17 protein-coding genes are annotated in these 22,942 nt (G+C 71.1%); 13 read left to right on the top strand and 4 right to left on the bottom strand.

Annotated elements, in window-relative coordinates:
• The first annotated feature begins 298 nt into the window (after positions 1 to 298).
• Complete coding sequence (locus tag ACFQVD_RS04605; RefSeq protein ID WP_343965351.1) at positions 299 to 802, top strand: peptidoglycan-binding domain-containing protein; 504 nt, start codon at positions 299 to 301, stop codon at positions 800 to 802.
• Here the strand turns inward: ACFQVD_RS04605 and ACFQVD_RS04610 are convergent.
• Genes ACFQVD_RS04610 through ACFQVD_RS04625 form a run of 4 tightly spaced genes read right to left on the bottom strand, consistent with a single transcriptional unit; the run spans position 795 to position 6,276 of the window.
• The gene (locus ACFQVD_RS04610; RefSeq protein WP_343965353.1) at positions 795 to 1,796 is read right to left on the bottom strand and encodes an ABC transporter ATP-binding protein; all 1,002 of its coding nucleotides are present in this window, start codon (positions 1,794 to 1,796) and stop codon (positions 795 to 797) included. The two genes, ACFQVD_RS04605 and ACFQVD_RS04610, sit on opposite strands and share 8 nt — an antisense overlap.
• Complete coding sequence (locus tag ACFQVD_RS04615; RefSeq protein ID WP_343965355.1) at positions 1,786 to 3,708, bottom strand: dipeptide/oligopeptide/nickel ABC transporter permease/ATP-binding protein; 1,923 nt, start codon at positions 3,706 to 3,708, stop codon at positions 1,786 to 1,788. Before ACFQVD_RS04615 ends, ACFQVD_RS04610 begins: the two co-directional genes overlap by 11 nt.
• On the bottom strand, positions 3,701 to 4,636 hold the full coding sequence (locus tag ACFQVD_RS04620; protein ID WP_343965357.1) for an ABC transporter permease: 936 nt from the start codon (positions 4,634 to 4,636) through the stop codon (positions 3,701 to 3,703). Before ACFQVD_RS04620 ends, ACFQVD_RS04615 begins: the two co-directional genes overlap by 8 nt.
• Entirely contained in the window at positions 4,633 to 6,276 is a 1,644-nt protein-coding gene (locus ACFQVD_RS04625; RefSeq protein ID WP_343965360.1) for an ABC transporter substrate-binding protein, read from the bottom strand. The genes ACFQVD_RS04620 and ACFQVD_RS04625 overlap by 4 nt, the downstream gene beginning before the upstream one ends.
• A 150-nt stretch (positions 6,277 to 6,426) precedes the next feature.
• Between ACFQVD_RS04625 and ACFQVD_RS04630 the strand changes: the two genes are divergently transcribed.
• From ACFQVD_RS04630 to ACFQVD_RS04685, 12 genes are all read left to right on the top strand, one after another.
• A complete protein-coding gene (locus tag ACFQVD_RS04630) occupies positions 6,427 to 7,152 on the top strand; it encodes a TetR family transcriptional regulator (RefSeq protein ID WP_343965362.1) in 726 nt (241 codons plus the stop codon).
• Positions 7,153 to 7,162: 10 nt separating this feature from the next.
• A complete protein-coding gene (locus tag ACFQVD_RS04635; RefSeq protein WP_343965364.1) occupies positions 7,163 to 8,902 on the top strand; it encodes a methylmalonyl-CoA mutase family protein in 1,740 nt (579 codons plus the stop codon).
• Positions 8,899 to 11,049, top strand: a complete 2,151-nt coding sequence (gene scpA / locus ACFQVD_RS04640; RefSeq protein WP_343965367.1) for a methylmalonyl-CoA mutase — start codon at positions 8,899 to 8,901, stop codon at positions 11,047 to 11,049. Before ACFQVD_RS04635 ends, scpA begins: the two co-directional genes overlap by 4 nt.
• Complete coding sequence (meaB, locus tag ACFQVD_RS04645) at positions 11,033 to 12,019, top strand: methylmalonyl Co-A mutase-associated GTPase MeaB (protein ID WP_343965370.1); 987 nt, start codon at positions 11,033 to 11,035, stop codon at positions 12,017 to 12,019. Before scpA ends, meaB begins: the two co-directional genes overlap by 17 nt.
• A 477-nt stretch (positions 12,020 to 12,496) precedes the next feature.
• Positions 12,497 to 13,849 (top strand): cytochrome P450, encoded by a 1,353-nt coding sequence (locus ACFQVD_RS04650; protein WP_343965372.1) that lies wholly within the window; start codon positions 12,497 to 12,499, stop codon positions 13,847 to 13,849.
• A complete protein-coding gene (locus ACFQVD_RS04655) occupies positions 13,846 to 14,730 on the top strand; it encodes a terpene synthase family protein (RefSeq protein ID WP_343965374.1) in 885 nt (294 codons plus the stop codon). The genes ACFQVD_RS04650 and ACFQVD_RS04655 overlap by 4 nt, the downstream gene beginning before the upstream one ends.
• Complete coding sequence (locus tag ACFQVD_RS04660; protein WP_343965376.1) at positions 14,727 to 16,385, top strand: prenyltransferase/squalene oxidase repeat-containing protein; 1,659 nt, start codon at positions 14,727 to 14,729, stop codon at positions 16,383 to 16,385. The genes ACFQVD_RS04655 and ACFQVD_RS04660 overlap by 4 nt, the downstream gene beginning before the upstream one ends.
• A 207-nt stretch (positions 16,386 to 16,592) precedes the next feature.
• A complete protein-coding gene (locus tag ACFQVD_RS04665; protein ID WP_343965378.1) occupies positions 16,593 to 19,145 on the top strand; it encodes a sensor histidine kinase in 2,553 nt (850 codons plus the stop codon).
• A 90-nt stretch (positions 19,146 to 19,235) separates the two neighbouring features.
• Complete coding sequence (locus ACFQVD_RS04670) at positions 19,236 to 19,667, top strand: roadblock/LC7 domain-containing protein (protein ID WP_343965380.1); 432 nt, start codon at positions 19,236 to 19,238, stop codon at positions 19,665 to 19,667.
• Positions 19,664 to 20,050 carry a DUF742 domain-containing protein gene (locus ACFQVD_RS04675; RefSeq protein WP_343965383.1) on the top strand — a complete coding sequence of 129 codons (387 nt, stop codon included), beginning with the start codon at positions 19,664 to 19,666 and terminating at the stop codon, positions 20,048 to 20,050. The genes ACFQVD_RS04670 and ACFQVD_RS04675 overlap by 4 nt, the downstream gene beginning before the upstream one ends.
• A complete protein-coding gene (locus ACFQVD_RS04680) occupies positions 20,031 to 20,672 on the top strand; it encodes a GTP-binding protein (RefSeq protein ID WP_343965386.1) in 642 nt (213 codons plus the stop codon). The genes ACFQVD_RS04675 and ACFQVD_RS04680 overlap by 20 nt, the downstream gene beginning before the upstream one ends.
• Positions 20,673 to 20,891: 219 nt before the next feature.
• The gene (locus ACFQVD_RS04685) at positions 20,892 to 22,892 is read left to right on the top strand and encodes a CehA/McbA family metallohydrolase (RefSeq protein ID WP_343965388.1); all 2,001 of its coding nucleotides are present in this window, start codon (positions 20,892 to 20,894) and stop codon (positions 22,890 to 22,892) included.
• Positions 22,893 to 22,942: the final 50 nt, after the last annotated feature.

Consider the following 22,942-nt stretch of genomic DNA (forward strand, 5'->3'; position numbering starts at 1 on the left):
GGCAGTATCCCCCAGACAGTGGAGACATTCCATGGCCATCGATCTTGTTACGCGCCGGGAGTGGGGCGCCCGCCAGCCGCGCGGTTCCTACAGCAGGCTCAGCTCCACCAGGGGAGTGAAGGTCCACTACACGGGTGGCCAGGTCAGCCCGGACATCGTGAACGACCACACCAAGTGCGTTGCCCTTGTGAAATCCATCCAGAACCATCACATGGATGGCAATGGCTGGATTGACGTTGGTTATTCCATGCTGGTTTGTCCACATCGGAAGGTATTTGAGGGGCGAGGTCCGAATCGCGTGCCGGCCGCCAACGGCGCCGGTCTCAACAGCGGTCATTACGCGGTGCTCGGCCTGGTCGGCTCGTCGGGGCTCACCAAGCCGACCGACGGCATCCTGCACGGCATCCTCGACGCCATCGAATACCTCAGGGACAAGGGCGGGGCGGGCAAGGAGATCAAGGGCCATCGCGACGGCTACTCGACCAGCTGCCCCGGCGAGCCCCTGTACGCGTGGGTCAAGCGGGGTGCCCCCCGTCCCGGCGGAGGGACCACCAACCCGCCGGAACCGCACCCCTCCTTCCCCGGCCGCACCCTCAAGCAGCCGCCGATCATGAAGGGTGAGGACGTCCGCACCTGGCAGCGGCGGATGCGCGACCGAGGCTGGAACATCGACGTCGACGGTCTGTACGGCCCCGCCTCCAGTGATGTCTGCGCGAAGTTCCAGAAGGAGAAGGGGCTGCCCGTCACCGGCGCCGTCGACCGCGCCACCTGGGACGCGGCCTGGCAGGAACCCGTCAGCTGACCGGTGGCTCCTCCCGCCCGGGTGTCTGCGGATGGTGACAGGCCACCCACTGGTCGGGGCCGATCCGCCGCATGAGCGGTTCCTCCGCGGCGCACCTGGGCGCCGCCGCGGGGCAACGGGTCCGGAAGCGGCACCCGCTGGGCGGCGTCACCGGGGACGGGGGCTCCCCGCTGATCAGCCGGTCCGCCGGGGGCAGGGCCAGGCCGCTCCGGGGGACGGAGGCGAGCAGCGCCCGAGTGTAGGGGTGGGCGGGCCGCCTGACCAGGGTGTCGCCCGAGGCCAGCTCGCAGGTCTTGCCGAGGTACATCACCAGGACGCGGTCGCTGACGTTCTTGACCACCGCCAGGTCGTGGGCGATGAACACCAGCGTCAGCCCGTAGCGCTTCTTGAGCTCCTCCAGCAGGCTCAGGATCTGGGCCTGCACCGACACGTCCAGCGCGGAGACCGGCTCGTCGCAGATCACCACCTCCGGGTCTAGCACCAGCGCCCGCGCGATGGAGATCCGCTGGCACTGTCCCCCGGAGAACTCGTGCGGGCGCCGGTCCGAGGCGGTGGCCGGGTCCAGGCCCACCGCCTCCAGCATCTCGTCGACCCGCTCCTCCCCGGTCCCCCAGACGCGTGGCCCCTCCGCGACGATGTCGCGGACCCGCCGCCGGGGGTTGAGCGACGAGATCGGGTCCTGGAAGATCATTTGAAGTCGCCTGCGGGTCCTGCGCAGCGTCTCGCCGCGCAGGCCGGTGAGCTCCACGCCGTCCAGCCTGATCGAGCCGCCCAGCGGCGCGGGAAGCTGCATCAACGCCCGCGCGGCGGTGGACTTGCCGCAGCCCGACTCGCCCACGATGCCCAGCGTCTCCCCTCTGGCCACGTCGAAGCTCACTCCGGAGACCGCGTGCACGCGGCGGCCGTGGCCGGCAGGGAACTCCACGACCAGGTCCTCGACCCGGAGCAGCACCTCCTCGGGGGCACGGAGATGGGCGCTTCCGCTACCTGCCACGGGTGTCCACCCCTTCGATGTCGATTCCGCGGTCGAGCTCGCGCTCCCGGCCCACCAGCTCCGGATACCAGCAGGCGTACAGGTGGCCGGGGGTCTCCGCCTCGGCCAGTGGAGGTGCCTCGGCCCCGCACCGTTCCCGCGCGTACGGGCAGCGAGGGCTGAACGCGCACCCGGAGGGAGGGTTCGCCAGGTCCGGCGGGCGGCCGCCGAGGAGCCGGAGCGGCTGGTGGGCGGGGTCGGTGAGCCGCGGGACGGCCCGCAGCAGCGCCTCGGTGTACGGCATGCGGGTGCGCTCGAACAGCGCCTCCGCGGGCCCGCGCTCGACCACCCTGCCCGCGTACATGACGATGACCTCGTCGGCCCACTGCGCGACCACGGCCAGGTCGTGGCTGACCAGCACCGTGGCCATGTCGCGTTCCTGGCGCTGGCGGTGGATCAGCCGCAGCACCTGGTCCTGGATGGTGACGTCGAGCGCGGTGGTCGGCTCGTCGGCGAACAGCACGTCGGGGCCGCAGGACAGCGCCATCGCGATCGTCACCCGTTGCCGCATGCCGCCGGAGAGCTGGTGCGGGTAGCGGCGCAGTACCCGCGCGGGCTCGGGGATGCCGACCGAGGCGAGCAGTTCGGCGGCTGCGGCGCGCGCCTGCCTCCGCTTCATGCCCAGATGTACCCTGAGCGGTTCCATCACCTGGGTGCCCACGGTCCTGACCGGGTTGAGCGCCGTCATCGGGTCCTGGAAGACCGTCGCCAGCCGGGTGCCGAGCACCCCGCGCAACTCCTTCGGAGGCAGGGTGGTGAGGTCGCGTCCCTCCAGAAGGACCTCTCCGTCGCGCAGCACGCCCGCGCCGGGCAGCAGGCCGAGCACCGAGCGGATCAGCATGGTCTTGCCGGAGCCCGACTCGCCCACCACGGCGAGCGTGCGGCCACGTTCCAGGGTGAAGGAGACGCCGTCGACCGCCCTGACGACGCCGCGCCCGGTCACGAAGTGGGTGCGCAGGTCGCGGACCTGGAGCAGGGCGTCCCCTGCCCGGTCCTCCGCTGCGGTGGTGCGGCTCCCGGCGGCGGGCGCGAGAGCGGGGACGCGCCGCCCGGGTTCCAGACCGCTCTGTCGTATGTCGGTCAGTGCCCGGAGCCGGTCGCCGACGACGTTGAACGACAGTACGGTCAGGAACATGACGAAGGAGGGGGCGAGCACGACGAACGGGGCGTTGTCCATCACCGCGCGGCCCTCGTTGATCAGCCCTCCCCAGGTCGGGGTGGGGGCCTGGACCGACAGCCCGAGGAAGGCGAGGCTGCCCTCGGCCACCACGGCGATCGCCATGCCGATGAAGGCGTAGGAGGCGGCCGGTACGGCCACGTTGGGGGTGATCTCCCGCAGCAGGATCCGCCGATCCCGCGCGCCCAAGGCGCGGGCCGCGACCACGAACTCCCGGCCGGCGAACGACAGGGTGGCGCCGCGGATCAGCCGGGTCCAGGCGGGCACGCCCAGCACGCCCAGCACGATCAGCACGTTGGTCAGGCTCGCCCCGGCGAAGGCGACCACGGCCAGCGCGAACACCAGCGAGGGGAAGGCGAGCGCGATGTCGTTGAAGGCCATGATCACCGAGTCCGTCGCCCGCCCGCGGTAGCCGGCCAGGACGCCGAGCGGCGCGCCGACCAGCAGACCGAGCAGCACCGCCCCGACGCCGACGCCGAGCGAGACCCGCGCGCCGTGCACGACCCTGCTGAGCACGTCGCGGCCGAGGCCGTCGGTGCCGAACGGGTGCGCGAGGCTCGGTCCGGCCTGGGGCGGCCCCGCCAGGGTCTCGTCGTAGCGTGGCAGTGGCAGCAGGTCGGCGGCGAGGGCGGCGCCGAGCACCAGGGCGATCCAGGCGGCCGAGAGCCAGAACCCCCACCCCAGCCGCCTAGGCATGCCGGATCCTGGGGTCGACGGCCGCGTAGACCAGGTCGACGACGAAGTTGACCAGCACGTAGCCGACCGAGATCAGCACGACGCCTCCCTGCACTGTCAGATAGTCGCGGGAGAAGATGGAGTCGACGATGAGCCGTCCGACGCCGGGCAGCCCGAAGAGCGTCTCGATGATCACTGTTCCGCCGATGAGCGCCCCGAGGTTGAGGCCGACGGCGGTGACCAGTGATATCGCGGACGGCCGCAGCGCGTGCCGCCACAGGATGCGCCGGGGCGACAGGCCCCGGGCGCGGGCCAGGGTGATGTAGTCCTCCTGGAGGGTGGCGATGAGATCGGTGCGCAGCAGCCGCGCGTAGACGGCCATCTGCCCGCAGCCGAGGGTGACGGCGGGCAGCAGCACCGAGGTCAGGTTCCAGCCCAGGTCGAGGGAGATCGGGGTCCAGCCGGTGGCGGGGAGCACCTGGAGCTTGACGGCGAAGACCAGGATCAGCACCACGCCCAGCACGAACACCGGTGTCGACAGCAGGCCGAAGCTCAGCGTGGTGAGCACCTGGTCCAGCGTCCGCCCCGCCCGGCGGGCCGCCGCGACCCCGACGGGCACGGCGAGGCCGAGCGCGATCAGCTGCGCGGCCACCAGCAGTTCCAGCGTGACGGGCAGCCGCTCGGCGAGAGCCTCGGCGACCGGGACGCTGGTGATGTAGGAGGTTCCCATGTCGCCGGTGACCAGGCCGCCGAGCCAGCCCAGATACCTGACCGTCAGCGGCTGGTCGAGGTCGAGTTCCGCGCGCAACTGCGCGCGGGCCTCCTCGCTCGCCGACAGGCCCAGGATCTGCGTGGTCGGATCGCCGGGGAGCAGGTTGAGCAGCACGTACGACAGGAAGGTGACGACGAGCAGCACGACCAGCAGGCGGACCAGCCGGAGCAGGATCACGGGTTGCCGATCCAGACCTGCGAGAACGGATGGGAGGGGATGGGCGCCCCGGTCAGCGGCACCCCCGCCTCGCCGTCGGGCAGGAGGTAGTCGCCGATGCCGCCGACCTTGGTCTTCGCGATCACCGCTCCGGTGTTGAGGTGGTCGACGAAGACGTACGGGACGAGTTCGCGCAGTCGCTGCTGGACCGTGGCGTAGGCGTCCTTGCGGACGTCGTCCTGGGGGTTGCTCCGGCCGCTGTCGAGGGCCTGGCTGAGCCTGGAGTCCTTGAGCCGGCTGAAGTTCAGCGAGATGCTCCCGACGGGCATGGCGTAGTTCTGGTGCATCCAGACGTACTCGCCGTCGGGGTCGGGAGCGGAGAACTGTGTCCACACGGTGGCCTGGAAGTCACCGGTCACGGCCCGGTTCACCAGGTCCGCCTGGTCGACCTGCTTGATCCGCGCCTCCACTCCCGCCTTGCGCCACATGTCCTGGGCCAGCTCGATGCCCTGCATGGTGTTGGGGTCGGGCGGTGTGATCACCTCGAAGGTGATCTCGCCCTTCTCCGCCTCGACCTCGCTGATCAGGGCCTTCGCCTTGGCCAGGTCGTAGGCGGGGTAGTCGCCGCCGGGGGCGTACCACCTGGAGTCCTTCGACCAGGGGCCGTCGGCCTCCTCGGTCAGCCCGCCGCGCAGCGTGGAGATGACCGCCTTGCGGTCGGTGGCGTAGGCCAGCGCCCGGCGCAGCCGGAGGTCGTCGAAGGGCGGCGCGGCGGTGTTCAGCATGAACATGTACTCGGGAACCGCCATACCGGTGGTCCGCCTGATCGTGTAGGCGTCCTTGAGCGCGCCGAACTTGGTGATGTCGTCGTCGCGGCTGGTGCCCATCGCGTCGATCCCGCCGGCCTCCAGCGTCTGCGCCCGGGTCTGGCTGTCGGGCAGGATGCGGAACTCGACCTCGTCGAGGTAGGGAAGCCCCTTGCGCCAGTAGCCGGGGTTCCTGGTCACGACCATGCGGCTGCCGGGCGTGTGCTCCTTGAAGAGGAAGGGCCCGGTTCCCACCGGCTTGCGGCTGGCCGCCTTGGGGTCGGCCAGCGCGGAGGGGGGAATCATCATGCCGATCTGGGTGGCGAGATGGTAGGGATAGGCCACCCACGGGCCCTTCAGCTTCACCTTCACGGTCATCGGGTCGATCAGCTCGAAGGAGTCGACCGGGGTGAGGGCCGTGCTGGTCAGCGGGGACGCCTTCTGCGCGTCCAGGTTGGCCTTGACCGTCCGCCCGTCCAGCGGCTCCCCGGTGGAGAAGGTGATCCCCGGGCGTACCTTGATCGTCCACTCGTCGGCGTTGGTGTTGGGGGTCAGCGACCGGGCCAGGACGGGCTTCCAGTCGCCGTCGGCGTCCACGCCGACCAGGGTCTCGATGATCGTTCCGGCCATGCTGTAGCTCGTGGTCGCGAACTGGTCGGTCACCGGGTTGAAGCCCGCCGCGTCGGCGCTGAGGCCGTAGACCAGGCGCCCGCCCCGTACCGGAGAGGCGCCGGTCGCCGCCGGAGCCTTGTCCGAGGGCGCGGTGGGCCGCTCGCCGCTACAGGCGGCCAGCACCGGTGTCAGCGCCAGTGTCAGCGAGGCGAGCCACGCCGTGGAAAACGTCAGGCGTCTCACGTGTATCTCCTCCAGGTAGGCCCCCCGCGAGTGATTCACCGATAGTACTATCGGTGAAAAATCGCACAAGTCCCTGAGGGGAGTTGTTTGCACCGGGTACGAGCGGAAGTTCGCCGGTAGGCTTATCGGTGGACGGAAAGCGAGGCGGCAGTGACGAGCACACCCCTGAGCAGGAGCGAGGCCAAGGATCTGACCAGGCGCCGCCTCATCCGCGCCGCGTTCGCGATCCTCGACGAGGAGGGTGAGGCGGGGCTGACCACCGTCAAGGTCTCAAAAGCGGCGGGAATCGCCCAGTCCAGCTTCTACGTGCACTTCAAAGACAGACAGGAGTTGCTGCGGGCGCTCGGGGAGCAGGCGGGGGAGCGGCTGCGGGGGGCGATGCGCGAGGCGCGGCACCGGGCCCGCGAGGTCCCCGGCGACAGGGAGCGCCACCGCGAGGCCTTCCGGATACCGCTGGAGGCCATCTGCAGGCACCCCGCGCTCTTCCGCCTCGGCCTGCGCGCCCGGCACGACCCGTCGTCGCCGCTGCAGGAGTTCGCCGTCGAGACCGCCGCCGCCTACCGGGCACACCTGGTCGCGGACCTGGCCTCGTTCGGCTTCCCGACCGAGCGGGAGAGCGACAGGCGCCGCCTGGAGATGATCGCCGACGGGGTCGGCGCGCTGACCAACGCGATGGCGATCGGCCACATCGACGGGCGCTACCCCGACCTGGAGGAGGCGGTCGACGTGCTGGTCGCCTTCTCGTACGGCTATCTCAGACTGCTGCGTAAGGATTCTTCCGCATGGTCCGGGAATCCCCCTTCGGCTCCCTCCGACGCCCCTCCTGCTGAGGTTTGTCCAGAGCCCGGGGAGAGTTCGAAAAAAGGCAACCTTTAGTATCCGGTGCATGACGGTGTCGCCTGAGGAACCCCGACCGGCCGCCGAGTTCCCACCGACCACGCGTGAGCGATGGCGGGAGCTGGCGCTCGGGGTATTGCGCAAGTCCGGGGTCGAGACCGGCTCCCCGGAGGAGGCGTTGGCCTCCACCACCTACGACGGTGTGACGATCGCACCGCTCTACGACGCGTCCGATCTGCCCGGCGATCCCGGCCTTCCCGGATCCGCCCCCTACATCAGGGGCTCCGCCCCCGAGGGGGGCTGGGAGGTGCGCCAGCGCCACGAAGTGCCCGATTCCGCGGCGATCCTCACGGACCTGGAGAACGGCGTCACCTCACTGTGGCTCACCCTCGCCCCCGAGGACCTGCCGCGAGCCCTGGAGCGGGTCCACCTGGATCTGATCTCGGTCACGCTCGACGCGGGCAAGCGGACCCGCGAGGCGGCCGAGGTGCTCCTCGGACTGGCGGGCGAGAACGCCGGCACGCTGAAGGGGAACCTGGGAGCCGACGCGCTCGCCGACGCGGAGACCGCGATCGAGCTGGCCCGCCGCTGCGTTCGGGACCACCCCGGCCTCAGGGCCGTCACGGTGGACGCCACCGTTCATCACGACGCGGGAGGCGGTGACGCCGAGGAGCTCGGTTGCTCCCTCGCCGCCGGAGTCGCCGCGCTGCGTACCCTGACCGGTGCCGGCCTGACCGTGCCCGAGGCGTTCGGGCAACTGGAGTTCCGGTACGCGGCCACCGCCGACCAGTTCCTCACCATCGCCAAGCTCCGGGCCGCCCGCAGGCTCTGGGCGCGTGTCGCCGAGGTGTGCGGCGCCCCCGACGGAGGGCAGCGGCAGCACGCGGTGACCGGCTCGGCGATGATGACCGCCCGCGATCCGTGGGTGAACATGCTCCGCACCACGCTCGCCTGTTTCGCGGCCGGGACCGGCGGGGCCGACGCGGTGACCGTCCAGCCCTTCGACGCCCGCCTCGGCCTGCCGGACGCCTTCGCCCGCCGTATCGCGCGCAACACCCAGTCGCTGCTCGTCGAGGAGGCCGGTGTGGCCCGGGTGATCGACCCGGCCGGCGGCTCCTGGTACGTCGAGCGGCTCACCGAGGACCTGGCCGCGCGCGCCTGGGAGTGGTTCCAGGAGATCGAGCGCGCCGGGGGCGCCGGGACGGCCGAAGGCTCCGCGCTCGTCGCAGAACGGCTCGCCGCCACCTGGGAGCGGCGCTCGGCCGACATCGCCAGGCGCCTCGACCCGATCACCGGCGTCAGCGAGTTCCCCGACCTCGCCGAGCGGCCCCTGGTCAGGCAGGCCCGGCCCACCGGGAGTACCGGGGTGCACTACGCGCAGGAGTTCGAGTCGTTGCGCGACCTGGCCGACGCTCAGGCGAGCCGGCCGAAGGTCTTTCTGGCGACCATCGGCCCGGTGGCCGCGCACACCGCCAGGGCGTCGTTCGCGGCCAACCTGTTCCAGGCGGGCGGTATCGCCACCGTGGCCGGTGGCGCCGCGACGGACCCCGCGGAGATCGCCGCCGCGTTCTCCGCGGCCGGTACCGAGGTCGCGTGCCTGTGCTCCAGCGACCGGCTGTACGCCGAACACGCCGAGGCGGTGGCCGCCGCGCTGAGGGATGCGGGGGCGCGCAGGATCTGGCTGGCGGGAAAGGGCGGGTTCGAGGGCGTGGACGCCAATCTCTACACCGGATGTGACGCGCTCGGCGCGCTCCGGACGACCTTCGACGACCTGGGGGTGGCTCGATGATTCCCGACTTCTCCGAGATCGAACTCGGTGCGCGACCGGCGGTGCCCGGTCCCGCCGCGGGGGACGGATCTCGTGGCCCGGTCTGGGAGACGCCCGAGGGGATCGACGTCAAGCCGCTCTACACCGCCGCCGACACCGACGGTCTCGACTTCCTGGAGACCTATCCCGGCGCCGCGCCCTATCTGCGCGGTCCGTATCCGACCATGTACGTCAACCAGCCGTGGACCATCCGGCAGTACGCCGGCTTCTCCACCGCGGCCGAGTCCAACGCCTTCTACCGGCGTAACCTGGCGGCCGGGCAGAAGGGGCTGTCGGTCGCCTTCGACCTGGCGACCCACCGGGGCTACGACTCCGACCACCCGCGCGTCGCCGGGGACGTGGGCATGGCGGGCGTGGCCATCGACTCCATCTACGACATGCGGCAGCTGTTCGACGGGATCCCCCTCGACAGGATGAGCGTGTCGATGACCATGAACGGCGCGGTGCTTCCGGTGCTCGCGCTCTACGTCGTGGCCGCCGAGGAGCAGGGGGTGGCGCCCGAGCAGCTCGCCGGGACCATCCAGAACGACATCCTCAAGGAGTTCATGGTCCGCAACACCTACATCTACCCGCCGGGCCCCTCGATGCGGATCATCTCCGACATCTTCGCGTACACCAGCGAGAGGATGCCGAAGTTCAACTCGATCTCGATCTCCGGATACCACATCCAGGAGGCCGGGGCCACCTGTGACCTGGAGCTCGCCTACACTCTCGCCGACGGGGTGGAGTACCTGCGGGCGGGTGTCGAGGCGGGCATGGACATCGACAGGTTCGCGCCGCGCCTGTCGTTCTTCTGGTGCATCGGCATGAACTTCTTCATGGAGGTCGCCAAGCTGCGGGCCGCCCGGCTGCTCTGGTCGCGGCTGGTGTCCGGCTTCGGAGCCAAGAACCCCAAGTCGCTCTCGCTGCGGACCCACTCGCAGACCTCCGGCTGGTCGCTCACCGCCCAGGACGTCTACAACAACGTCGTCCGCACCTGTGTCGAGGCGATGGCCGCGACCCAGGGCCACACCCAGTCGCTGCACACCAACGCGCTGGACGAGGCACTGGCCCTGCCCAGCGACTTCTCCGCGCGGATCGCCCGCAACACCCAGCTGCTGCTCCAGCAGGAGTCGGGCACCTGCCGGGTGATCGACCCCTGGGGCGGTTCCTACTACGTCGAGCGGCTCACCCACGAGCTGGCGACCAGGGCATGGGCCCACATCGAGGAGGTGGAGGCCGCCGGGGGCATGGCGAAGGCCATCGACGCCGGGCTGCCCAAGCTCCGCATCGAGGAGGCCGCCGCCCGTACCCAGGCGCGCATCGACTCCGGGCGCCAGCCGGTCATCGGCGTCAACAAGTACCGGCCCGACGCCGACGAGCCCATCGAGGTGCTCAAGGTCGACAACACCTCCGTACGCGCCCAGCAGCTCGACAAGCTGCGCCGCCTGCGTGCCGAGCGCGACCCCGGGCGGGTGGAGGAGGCACTGACGGCACTCACCAAGGGGGCCGCGGGCGACGGGAACCTGCTCGCGCTGGCGATCGAGGCGGCCCGTGCCATGGCCACGGTCGGGGAGATCTCCGATGCCCTGGAGCGGGTGTTCGGGCGGCATGCGGCACAGATCCGTACGATCACCGGCGTGTATCGCGAGGAGGTGGGATCCGGCGTGGACGCGGTCCGCGAGGCGTGCGCCGAGTTCGAGCGGCTGGAGGGCCGCCGCCCCCGCATCCTGGTGGCGAAGATGGGCCAGGACGGTCACGACCGGGGCCAGAAGGTGATCGCCACGGCCTTCGCCGACCTCGGTTTCGACGTGGACGTCGGCCCGCTGTTCCAGACGCCCGAGGAGGTCGCCCGGCAGGCGGTCGAGGCGGACGTGCACGTGGTCGGCGTGAACTCGCTGGCCGCAGGCCACCTCACGCTCGTGCCCGCGCTCCGCGAGGCGCTGGCCGAGCTGGGCGCGGAGGACGTCATGATCGTGGTCGGCGGGGTCATCCCGCCGGGCGACTTCGACGAGCTGCGCGCCGCGGGCGCGAGCGCGATCTTCCCGCCCGGCACCGTCATCGCCGACGCGGCCAAGGGACTGCTGGCGGACCTGCTCACCCGGCTGGGCCATGACGCGAACGCTTGACGACTACGTCCAGGGGGTGAAGGAGGGCTCCAGGGTGTGGATCGCGCGGGCGATCACACTGGTGGAGTCCTCCAGGGCCGACCACAGGGAACTGGCCCAGCGGCTGCTGGCCGAGCTGACCCCGCTGGCCGGCGCGGCGCGCAGGGTCGGCATCACCGGCGTGCCCGGTGTCGGCAAGTCCACGTTCGTCGACGCGCTCGGCACGCGGCTGACCGGGGCGGGCCACCGGGTGGCGGTGCTCGCCGTCGACCCGTCCTCGACCCGTACCGGCGGGAGCATCCTGGGTGACAAGACCAGGATGTCCCGCCTGGCGGTCGACCCGGCCGCCTTCATCCGCCCCTCGCCCACCTCGGGCACCCTGGGCGGGGTGGCCAGGGCGACCCGCGAGGCGATGGTCGTGGTGGAGGCGGCCGGGTACGACGTCGTCCTGGTGGAGACCGTCGGCGTCGGCCAGTCGGAGACCACCGTCGCCGACATGGTCGACACCTTCCTGCTGCTCACCCTGGCCAGGACGGGCGACCAGCTCCAGGGCATCAAGAAGGGCGTGCTGGAGCTGGCCGACGTGATCGCGATCAACAAGGCCGACGGCGCCGAGGGCAGCTCTCACGAACTGGACGCGCGCAAGGCCGCCAGGGAACTCGCCGGAGCGCTCCGCCTGCTGGGCGCGGAGCGGACGCCTCCGGTGCTCACCTGCAGCGGGATGACCGGTAACGGCCTGGAGGAGGTCTGGCACCAGGTCGTCAGGCACCGTGACGCGCTGGAGGCCTCGGGGGAGCTCGCCGAGCGCCGCCGTCGCCAGCAGGTCCGCTGGACCTGGGCGATGGTCACCGACCGGCTGCTCGCCCGGCTCCGCGAGCACCCCGAGGTCGTGGCGATCGTCACCGAGGTGGAACGCGAGGTCGCCGAGGGTGAGGTCACCCCCTCGCTGGCCGCCGACCGCATCCTCGCGGCCTTCGACAGGGGCGACTGACGACTCCGGGCACGGGCCTCAGATAACCCTGGGTGACCTCGGGCGATGGCGCCGACGAGAGACCGACCCGCCATTTAAGCGACCGCGTTAAGCGCAGGTTAACGGGGTCTGTGTCCGGAACTAGCAAGGTTTATATCGAATACGAGCTTGATCACTTCTGGTAGATCATGTGATACTTCGTGCGAAGATTTACCAATGCTGCGATGTGATGCACTTTAGTGCTTAAAGCAGGTAATGAGACAGGAGAGGAGACTCGGAGCGCCCCAGAACGATTGTCGGCTGGTCGATCCTGATTCGCCGGTTGACCAGTCGTTATGTGCGCGCCGAGTGAGAGTGGGACGAGTGGGATGTCCCGTTTCCGAACACCGCCGCGCTCACCCGCGCGGGCGGTTGTCTTATGCTGCGCGAATTCACATCACGGGAGGCGGGAGACGTTTGTCCATGGCCATCGACGTGCATGCCGGTCCCGGTCGCCGAGTGAGGTCCGTTTCGATACGCAGGGCTCTGCCGAAGCTGTACCGCGAACCGGCGGCCGCGCTCGCCGAGTTCGCCCGGGAGGCCGGAGGGGAGGTCGTCCGACTGGAGCTGGGGCCGTTCCGCCCCTACCTGGTCACCCATCCCGACCACGTCCAGCAGGTGATGCGCGTCGAATGGACGAACTACCAGCGCCTGGGAATGTTCTGGCGCCCGCTGGAGCGGATCTTCGGGCACAGCATCATGAGCGACGGCGAGCACTGGCAGAACAGCCGGAAGGTCCTGCAGCCGCTGTTCACCACGCGGTACGTCGCCACGATCACCGAGGAGGTGGCCAGACGCGTCGCCGGACGCGTCCGGGAGTGGGACGAGTACGCCGACTCCGGGAGTACCTTCGACGCGGCCACGGAGATGTCCAGGATCCTCAGCTACATCGTCAACCGGGTGCTGTTCGGGGACAAGCTGAACAGGGAGGACGGGGACCGCATCATCCCCGCCTTCGAACGGGCGTCCCACTCGCTCGTCTACCGGATTCTGATGCCGTTCATGCCGTACTACCTCCGGATACCCGGGGACCGGGTCTTCCTGAAGGCGGTCAAGAAGATCGACAATGTGGTCTTTCCCGTGGTCAGGAAGGCGATGGCCGCCCCCGACGACAATGTCGACATCATCTCCGTGCTCTGCCGGTCCGTCGACGAGAACGGCGACCGGCTCACCGAGAAGCAGATCCGTGACGCCCTGGTCAGCGTGTACGCGGCGTCGTCGGAGACCACCGCGATGGTCCTCACCTGGCTGTGGCTGCTGCTGGACGAGCACCCGGAGGTCAAGGCCAGGCTCCAGGCGGAGATCGACGAGGTGGTGGGCGAGGGACCGGCCCGCCCCGAGCACATCCCCCACCTCGTCTACACCCGCATGGTCCTCCAGGAGACCCTGCGCCTGTATCCGGCGGGCTGGATGCTCCCCCGCGTGGTCATGGAGGACGCGGAGGTCGGCGGCGTGCGGATCAAGGCCGGCTCGACGGTGCTGATCGCCCCGTACGCCACCCAGCGGCTTGCGGAGTTCTGGGAGCGCCCGGACGAGTTCGACCCCGAGCGGTTCGCGCCCGGCAGGTCCGAGAGCGAGGAGCGCAGGCACAAGTACGCCTACTTCCCCTTCGGCGGCGGACCGCACAAATGCCTGGGCGAGCCCCTGTTCTACATCGAGACGCCACTCGTGGTCGCGAGCATCCTCAGCCGGTTCCGGATGTCGGTGCGCACGCCTGTGCCGTTCGTCACGGGGTGGGCCGCCTCGCTGCGCCCCAAGTACAAGGTCGCGTTGGGCGTGTCCCGGCACGATCGGGCCGGGGACCCGCGATGACGGGGCGACCCGACCCCGGTGTCCGGCCGGAGGCGATGGAGGCCGGGGCGATCTGTGCCCGCGCCGGCCACTCCCAGCGGGAGATGCGCGAGTGGGCGGAGAGCTATCCCGGCCTGTTCTCCGCGAAGCCCTTCGACGCGGCCCTGTACAGCACCCTGTCGCTGGCCATGGCGTTCGGCGGGCCCTGGTTCACCCCCGAGCAGCTGCGGATGGCGAACAGGACCTCCCTGTGGGCGTTCGGCCTGGACTGGCTCGTCGACTACGTCGCCACCTCGCCGGCCGAGGTGGCGGACATCGCCCGGCGGTGCCTGGACGTGGCCGCCGGGGGGCCGCCGGTCCCCGGCGACGACCTCACCCGCATGCTCGCCGACATCCGCGACGAGCTCGCCTCCTCGCCCGCCTTCGGTGAGCTCGGGCCGATCTGGCGCGACGAGCTGGAACGCATGCTGGACGGGATGCTCGCGGAGTGGCGCTGGAAGAACGACAAGGTCACGCCGACCTTCGAGGAGTATCTCGACAACGCCGACAACCTCGGCTTCTCCTTCGTGTTCGCGGCCCACTGGATCCACGTCACGGACCAGGGCGCGGTCACGGACGTCGGTCCGCTGCGCGAGGCGGGCCGGGCCGTGCAACGGGTCATCCGCCTCCTCAACGACCTGGGCACCTACCAGCGGGACGTCGCCTGGGGAGACCTCAACGTCCTGCTGCTCGACGTCGGCCGCGCCGAGGTGGAGCGGCGGATCGCCGAGCTGGCGGCACGGAGCAGAAGGCTGGTCGCCCCGCTCCGGGAGGAACATCCGGAGCTGGCGGGCTACATGGAACGGCAGATGGACTTCTGTGCCGGTTTCTACCAGGTCGGCGACTACTGGGGGGCGTTGTGAGCGTCGACCGCCTGTTCGCCCCCGCGGTGCTCGGCGTCGCGTCGGCGATCGGCCGGGGAACCCTCGACGGGTACGACGCGGGGAGCGGCACGAAGAGCGGCACCGGGGTAGGCGACGGAATCGACACGGCCGCCGAGGCGCGCGAGCTGGTCGCCGGGCTGCTGGCCCGGCCCTGGGGGCAGGTGTCCGCCTCCCCGTACGAGACGGGGAGGCTGGTGAGCCTGGCCCCGTGGCTGGCCGGGCACACCGAGCGGATCGGGTTCCTGCTCGCCACCCAGCGGCCGGACGGCGGCTGGCAGTCGTCCGGCGACCACGCCCTGGTCCCCACCCTGAGCGCGGTCGAGGCGCTGCTGGCCGAGATCGGGCGCGGCACCTCCGCCGATCCCGGCCCGCTCGTCAAGGCGGCCGGTCGCGGGCTGGAGGCCGTGCGGAACCACTCCCGCTCCGCCGCTTCCCCGCCGGACACCCCGGCGATCGAGCTCATCGTGTCCTCCCTGTTCTCCCTGATCGACGGCCACCTCGGCGGGGAGGGGCCGAAACCGCCCCCGGGCGTGAACGGTGCCAAGCTGGCCGCGGTCAGGGCGTGGCTGACGTCGGGCGCGGAGATTCCGCAGAAGCTGGTCCACGCCCTTGAGGTCGCGGGAGCGGAGACGACGGCGGCCTCCGGGATCCTGCCCACGCCGATGCCCGGCGGGATGGCGGCCGTCGGCGCCTCGCCCGCGGCGGGCGCCGCCTGGCTGGCCGCGTCGCCCGGGTCCAGGCCGGGCCAGGAAGCGGCGGTACGGCGCTATCTGGAGGCGGTGGTGGCCTCCACCGGCGGGCCGGTGCCCTGCGCCCTGCCCATCACCGTGTTCGAACGCGGCTGGACGCTGAGCTGGCTGCGGCGCGCGGGAATCCCGGTGGACGTGCCACCGGAGCTGGCCGCGAGCCTGCGGGACGGGCTCGGCCCCGAGGGGACCGCCACGGGGCCCGGCCTTCCCGAGGACGCCGACACCACCTCCGTCGCCCTGTACGCGCTGGCGTTGATCGGCGAGCCGCACGAGCCCGAGGGGTTGTGGCCGTTCGAGATGGAGACGCACTTCTGCACCTGGCGCGGGGAGGAGGGGATGTCCCCGACGACCAACGCGCACGTGCTCGACGCCTTCGGCGAGTACCTGCGCGGGTGCGGGGGAGAACCTCGCCACGAGGCCGTCGTGACCAAGGTGGCGGCGTGGTTGCGCGGCCGCCAGGGAGCGGACGGCAGCTGGACGGACCGCTGGCACGTCTCGCCGTACTACGCCACCGCCTGCTGCGCGATCGCGCTGCACGAGTTCGGCGGCGAGGAGTCGGCGGGCGCGGTGGGCGGGGCCGTGGAGTGGGTGTTCGGTACCCAGCGCGCCGACGGGTCGTGGGGCCGGTGGGAGGGCAGCGCGGAGGAGACCGCCTACGCGCTGCAGACCCTGCTGCTGACCGGCGCGGCGCGGGGGGAGGAGCGGTGGCGGGAGGCCGTGGAGCGCGGATACCGCCGCCTGGCGGCCATCCGGGACGGTGAGGCGCCGTCACTCTGGGTCGACAAGGATCTGTACCTGCCGGTGGCGATCGTCAGGGCGGCCGTTCTGGGCGCGCTTCACCTGGCACGGCGCGCACTCTCACTTCCTGGGGACGGCTCGTATTGAAAATTGACTGTGAATTCGAAACAGGACAGAAGGGTGCATCTACTCTGTCCCGCCTTGAGTGTGTTTAGTGACATTGCTAGGGTTCGGCGGGTGTGATGTGGGTTGTCCCGCTGATCCGTGCGATGTGGCGACCGTTTGAACTACTTGCGTCGACTGCCACAAGAAAATGCCGTCTATTTTTCTTTCTGCTTCCCGGGGTGTATAACCATGCGCTTGCGTAACGCGAGCTTGCGGACCAAGGTCACGGCACTTCTGGTGTCGCTCACCGCGCTCTGGGCGTTCACGGCATGGGTGACGGTGCGTGACGGACTGAACATGCTCGGCGTGGCGACCCTCAACACCGACGTGGCGGAGCCGGGCGAGCGGCTCATCGTCGAACTGCAGGCGGAACGACGGCTCACCGCGATCACGCTGGGCGCGGGCGGCATGGAACGTCGGCGGCGCGACGTGCTGGCCGCCCAGCGCGGGCGCACCGACGCCGCGGGCGCGAACTTCCGGGAACTCACCGCCAACAGCAGCGTGCAGCTGCTGGGAAGCTCGGCCCTGGGGCGTCGTATCGCCGAGACCCGCCGGCTGCTGGACGAGCTGGCCACCGTGCGCAAGGCGATCGACACGGGCCGGGGCGGCCGGACCTGGGCGGCCACGGAGTTCACCGACATCGTCGACTCCGTCTACCGCGTCTACGACTCGCTGGCCACGCTGGACGACGACGAACTCGCCAAGGACACCCGCACGCTCATCGGGATGAACCGGGCCCGGGACCTGCTGTCCCAGGGAGACGCCCTGGTGATGGGCGCCCTGACCGCGGGCCGGTTCGCCGACGGCGAGCAGGTCAGGTTCACGCAGATCGTCGGCACGCGGCGCTTCCTTCTCACCGAGGCGGTGGCCGAGCTGCCCGCGGCCGACCAGGAGGCCTATCGGCAGCTGGCCGCCGGTGAGCACTTCACCCGGCTGAGAGCCATGGAGGAGCAGCTGATCGGGGACGCGAGCGTGGTGTCGACCGGAGCGGTCGACATCACGCGGTGGAGCTCCGACGCCCAGGCCGCACAGACCAAGCTGACGGAGGCGGTGCTCACGGCCGGAAGCGGTGTGGTCGAGCGGTCGGGTCCGGTCGCCACCGGCGTCATAGTGCGGCTCGCACTGGCCGGCGGCCTGGGCCTCGTGGCCGTCATCGCCTCGGTCGTCCTGGCCATCACCACGGCCCGCGCGCTGGTCCAGCAACTGGAGAAGCTGCGGGCCGCCGCCTGGGAGCTCGCCAACGAGCGGCTGCCCTCCGTGGTCGAGCGGATCGGCCACGGGCAGGTGGTGGACGTCGCGGCCGAGGCGCCGCCCCTCAAGTTCGGCGACGACCAGATCGGCCAGGTCGGCCAGGCGTTCAACGCCGTGCAGCGGACCGCCATCAAGGTCGCCGCGGAGCAGGCCCAGCTCCGTCGCGACATCGCCGACATCCTGCGCAACCTCGCCCGCCGCACCCAGTCGCTCGTGCACCGCCAGCTGAGCGTGCTCGACGTGATGGAGCGGCGCGAGAACGACCCGCAGGAGCTGCGCGACCTGTTCCGGCTCGACCACCTGGCGACTCGGATGCGGCGCTACGCGGAGAACCTCCTCGTGCTCTCCGGCGCCGCGCCCGGCCGGGCCTGGCGCGACGCGGTCCCGATGATCGACGTGGTCCGCGGTTCGCTCGCCGAGATCGAGGACTACACCCGGGTCGACGTGATGCCCCTGGGAGAGGTGGCGCTGGACGGCCGGGCCGTGAGCGACGTGATCCATCTGATCGCCGAGCTCGTCGAGAACGCGGCGTCCTTCTCCCCGCCCTACACCACGGTCCAGGTCGGCGGCCAACTCGTGGCCCACGGCTACGCGCTGGAGATCGAGGACCGGGGGCTGGGCATGAGCGCCGCGGACATCGCGAGCGCCAACGAGCGGATCGCCAACCCCCCGGAGCTCAAGCTCTCCGGCAACGCCAGGCTGGGCCTGTACGTCGTCAGCCGCCTGGCCGAGCGGCACGACATCCGGGTGACCTTCAAGGCGTCCCCGTACGGCGGCACGACCGTCGTCGTCCTCATCCCGCAGGAGCTGATCAACGAGGAGGAGCCGGAACCCTCCGTCGGCGTCGGCGTGCCGCAGGCGCGCCCGGCGAGCAGCGGCGAGATGAACGGCACCACCTCCGCGGTCGCCGCGGTCCGCGGCCGGGCCGGCGATCCCCTGGGCATCGCGGGTGGCCCCGTGCGGACAGGCGCCGCCGAGGGAGAGCCCGTCGCCGAGCCCGTCTCGGGGGCCTGGCCCGAGACGTGGGAACCCGCCCCTCCCGGCCGCGTCGCCGACCCGGACCTTCCCGTGGATCTCGCCGATCCGGCGGCCCCCGGCCGCTTCGCCGATCCCGCGGCACCCAGGCGACTGCCCGACTCCGGAGCACCTGTGAGCCTGCCCGACCTCACGAACCCCGGTCCCCCCGCTCCCGGACGTTCGGGCGGCCCGGGGGCGGCACTGCCGCCCGTGCTGCCCCCGCCCGACAGCAGCCACACGCCGGGCGGCCTCCCGAGGCGTGTTCCCCAGACGCATCTCGCCGCCCCGCTGCAGGACGACGAGGTGGCCGCACCGGTGTCCCCGGACGACGACGGCGCCGACGAGCGCTCCCCGGAGATGATCCGCGCGGCCATGACGTCCTTTCAGCTGGGCACGCGCCGCGGCCGTGACGACGCGGCCCAGCTGACCAGGCAGGCAGGCGACCCCGTGGACGAGGGCGGGACCGCCGTGTGACCCCAGTATGTGAGCGCGTGCCGGGCCGGTGCCGACGAGGCGCCGAGAGCCGGCGACGGAACATCGGCAGGCAGAAGGAGAGGACAACGAGTGGTGCAGGGAACAGGATCTTTCACGGACCTGGCCTGGTTGCTGGACGACCTGGTCTCGCGGGTGGAGGAAGCTCAGCACGGAATCGTGTTCTCCACGGACGGCCTGCTGCTCGCCGCGTCGGCGGGATTCCCCCCCGCGGACGCCGAACATCTGGCCGCCGTCGGATCGGCGATCCAGAGCCTGGGCCGGGGGGTCAGCGACCGGGTCGGCGGGGGGCCGATGCGCCAGACCATCATCGAGATGCGGACGGCGTACCTGATCGTGACGGCCGCCGGGCAGGGAGCGTGCCTGGCGGTGCTCTGCGGCGCCGAGGCCGACGTCGGCCTGGTCGCCTACGAGATGGCCATGCTCGTCACCCGCGTCGGCCAGTACCTCACCTCGCCCACCCGGACTGTCGACTCCTCCTTCAGAGGCGACGGGACGCGATGAGTATCTTCGACGAGCAGCCCGAGGCCCAGTGGGTCGGCGACGAGGCGGGGCCGATCGTCAGGCCGTACGTCCTGACGCGGGGCAGGACCGAACCGGCTCGCGGCAGGTTCGACCTCATCACCCTGGTGGTGACCATTCGGCAGGTCTCGTCGAGGGAGCCGGGCCTGGACCCGGAGTGCCTGGCCATCGTCCGGCTCTGCCGGCAGGCCCAGTCGGTCGCGGAGATCGCCGCCCACACGAACCTTCCGGCAGGCACGGTCCGTGTCCTGCTCAGTGACCTGCTCGACCAGGGATTCATCGCCATGCAAGAACCGCATTCGGAGACGGACATGCACGACGAGATGCTGTACAGGGCGGTGCTCGATGGACTCCGTGCGCTCTAACCGCGACGCCGGGCGCGTGAAGCTGCCCAAGGCGATCAAGATCCTGGTCGCCGGAGGGTTCGGCGCGGGCAAGACCACGCTGGTCGGCGCGGTCTCCGAGATCGAGCCGCTGCGCACCGAGGAGACCCTGAGCGACCGGGGTATCGGTGTCGACGACCTGTCGGGCGTGGAGACCAAGCAGACCACCACCGTCGCGATGGACTTCGGCCGCATCACCATCGGTGACGACTACCGCCTCTACCTGTTCGGCACGCCCGGGCAGGAGCGCTTCTGGTTCCTCTGGGACGAGCTGGCGCTGGGCGCGCTGGGCGCGGTGGTCCTCGCCGACACCCGCAGGCTGGCCGACTGCTTCCCCTCGCTCGACTACTTCGAGCGGCGCGAGACGCCCTTCATCGTCGCGGTCAACTGCTTCGATGGGGCTCGCCGCTACGAACTCGACGAGGTCAGGCTCGGGCTGACCCTCCACGAGGACATCCCGATCGTGCTGTGCGACGCCAGGCAGCGGGAGTCGGGCAAGGAGGTGCTCATCGCCCTCGTGGAGCACGCGATGCGGATGCGGCTGGGCACGCCGGCCTCCTCGGGGAGCGCCGAACCCGCCGCGGAGCGGACCGGGACCCGCTGATTCCGGGGCGGACGGGATCCACCTGGACCGTCCGCCCCGTGGGCACGCCCGCCTTCGGGGCGGATCGTCACCGCCTCGGGAGCGCTTTTGTCCCTCCGGCAGGGATGAATTCCTCCCCCTGGAACGGGTGTACGCGATGCCCCGTGTCCGGCGTGTCACGATAGCGGCGATCACCGGGAGTCCTACCGCGCGGAGAGCCCTATGTGTGACGATCCGAACATGCCTCTCACCGTGGCGCGGGCGCTCGGAGAGTACCGGGCGCTGCTGGCCGAACACGGGGTCACCTGGGGCGAGGACCCCATCTACTACGTCAGATCGATGGCCACCGACGCCTACCTGATGGGCACGACGACCTTCTGGGAGGTCTGCTACGGCATGCTCGGCGCCCGTTACCCGGGGATGTCGTTCAAGGCGCTCAGGGAACGCTTCGACGAGCTGGACATGGACGAGGTGGTCCGCGGCGTCCTGGCGGGCAGGGTGCTCGAAAACCTCGCCGCGCTCCGTCTCGGCGAGGAGGGCGTCACGGTCGAGGCGCGGACGCGGGCCGTGCTGGACGGCATCCCGCTGCGCACGACGCTGCTGGTCGACTCCGCCAGGCCGGAGGCGGTCACCGTGCTGGTGGACGGGCGGGCACACGTGGTCGGCCCCGGCGGCGCCCGGCTCATCAAGATCACGAATCGGAGCGAGGTGGTCGCCGACGGCCTGCCGGTCGACCTGTCGTCACTGGCCCGCCGTGCCCCCGCGGCCCGCCTGCGGGTGCGCGCGGGCCTGGCGTGCAAGTGGAGCGTGTACGGCGAGCACGGGCAGGGCTGGTACCCCGAAGGTGCCCCCGAAAGACACGACTACCACGTGATGCCCTACTTCCACGGCGACGACCTGGTCCTGGACGTCCCGGCCGAGGCGCTGACGGTCCGGGTCACCAGAGGCATGGAGTACGGCTCCGCCGAGGTCACGCTCACCCCGGCGGCGGGGGAGGAGACCCTTGTCGAACTGACCCCCGAACGGCTCTACGACGCGGCGGCCCGCGGCTGGTACGGCGGGGACATGCACGTCCACCTCAACTGGGCGGGTGACATGGTCGGCACGCCCGAGCTCGCGGGGGCCATGCAGCACGGCGAGGACCTGCACGTCCTCAACCTGGTCGCGGGGAACGTCTCCTCCGAGCGGGTCTACGACTCAGAGGCGCTGGAGCACTGGGCGGGACGTGACCTGCCCTGGTCCGACGCCTCGCACCTGGCCAGGATCGGCGTGGAGTACCGCAACGACCTGCTCGGCCACCTCTACGCCTTCGGCGTCTCGGCTCCCCCCTCACGGTTCCACACGGGCTTCCTCGGCACCGCCGACTGGCCGCCCAACAGCGTCGCCTGCGAGGAGCTCCGCGGCCTCGGCGCGGTAACCGGCTACAGCCATCCCTTTCACACGCCGTTCGCCGACGCCGACGCACCGGACAAGGCACTGCTGTGGGGACGCAACTGCTCCTCCAGGGAGATCGTCGCCGACGCGGCCCTCGGCCTCGTCGACACCCTCGACGTGCTCAGCCAGACCTCGATCACCGCGACCGCCGTCGTCTACCGGCACCTGATCGGGGCGGGCAACCGCATCGCGGTCACCGCGGGCACCGATGCGATGGTCTCCTTCGCCCGGCGGGGAAACCAGTCCAACCCGCCCGGCTGGGCGCGCGTCTACGCCCGGGTGGACGGAGAGCTGACCGCCACGTCGTTCGCCGAGGCGATCAGGCGGGGACGCACCTTCGGCACCACCGGACCCTGGCTGGAGCTGTCGGCCGGCGGCCGCGGCCCCGGCGCCACTCTGGACCTGTCGCCGGGCGAGCGGATCACGATCACCGCCCGGTCGGTGGGTCCCGAGGTGGAGCGGCTGGAGATCCGCACAGCCGACGGCGTGCTGGCCGAGGGGCCGCCCGGCGAGCTGACCGCGGAACTGGTCGCCGGAGACCCCACCTACGTGGTCGCCCTCGCCACCGGCGGCCCGCACGAGCGGTCCTTCACCGACGAGGTGTACGCCCACACCAGCCCGGTCTACCTCGACGTGGACGGCCGGCACGTGGCCAGGGCCGAGGACGTCGCCTGGTGCCTGGAGTGGCTGGACGCCCTGGAGACACTCCTTCGCGAGGAGGGCGTCTTCGAGACGGCCGGGCAGCTCACCGACCATCTCGACCTGATCGGCCGGGCCAGGAAGGTCTACCGGGAACGCCTGACCTGACGGCGCGACCGGAGCCCGCGCGGGGGACGGGGCATGCGAGGCTTGTCAGC

Source organism: Streptosporangium amethystogenes subsp. fukuiense (genome assembly GCF_042665875.1).
Lineage (GTDB): Bacteria > Actinomycetota > Actinomycetes > Streptosporangiales > Streptosporangiaceae > Streptosporangium > Streptosporangium fukuiense.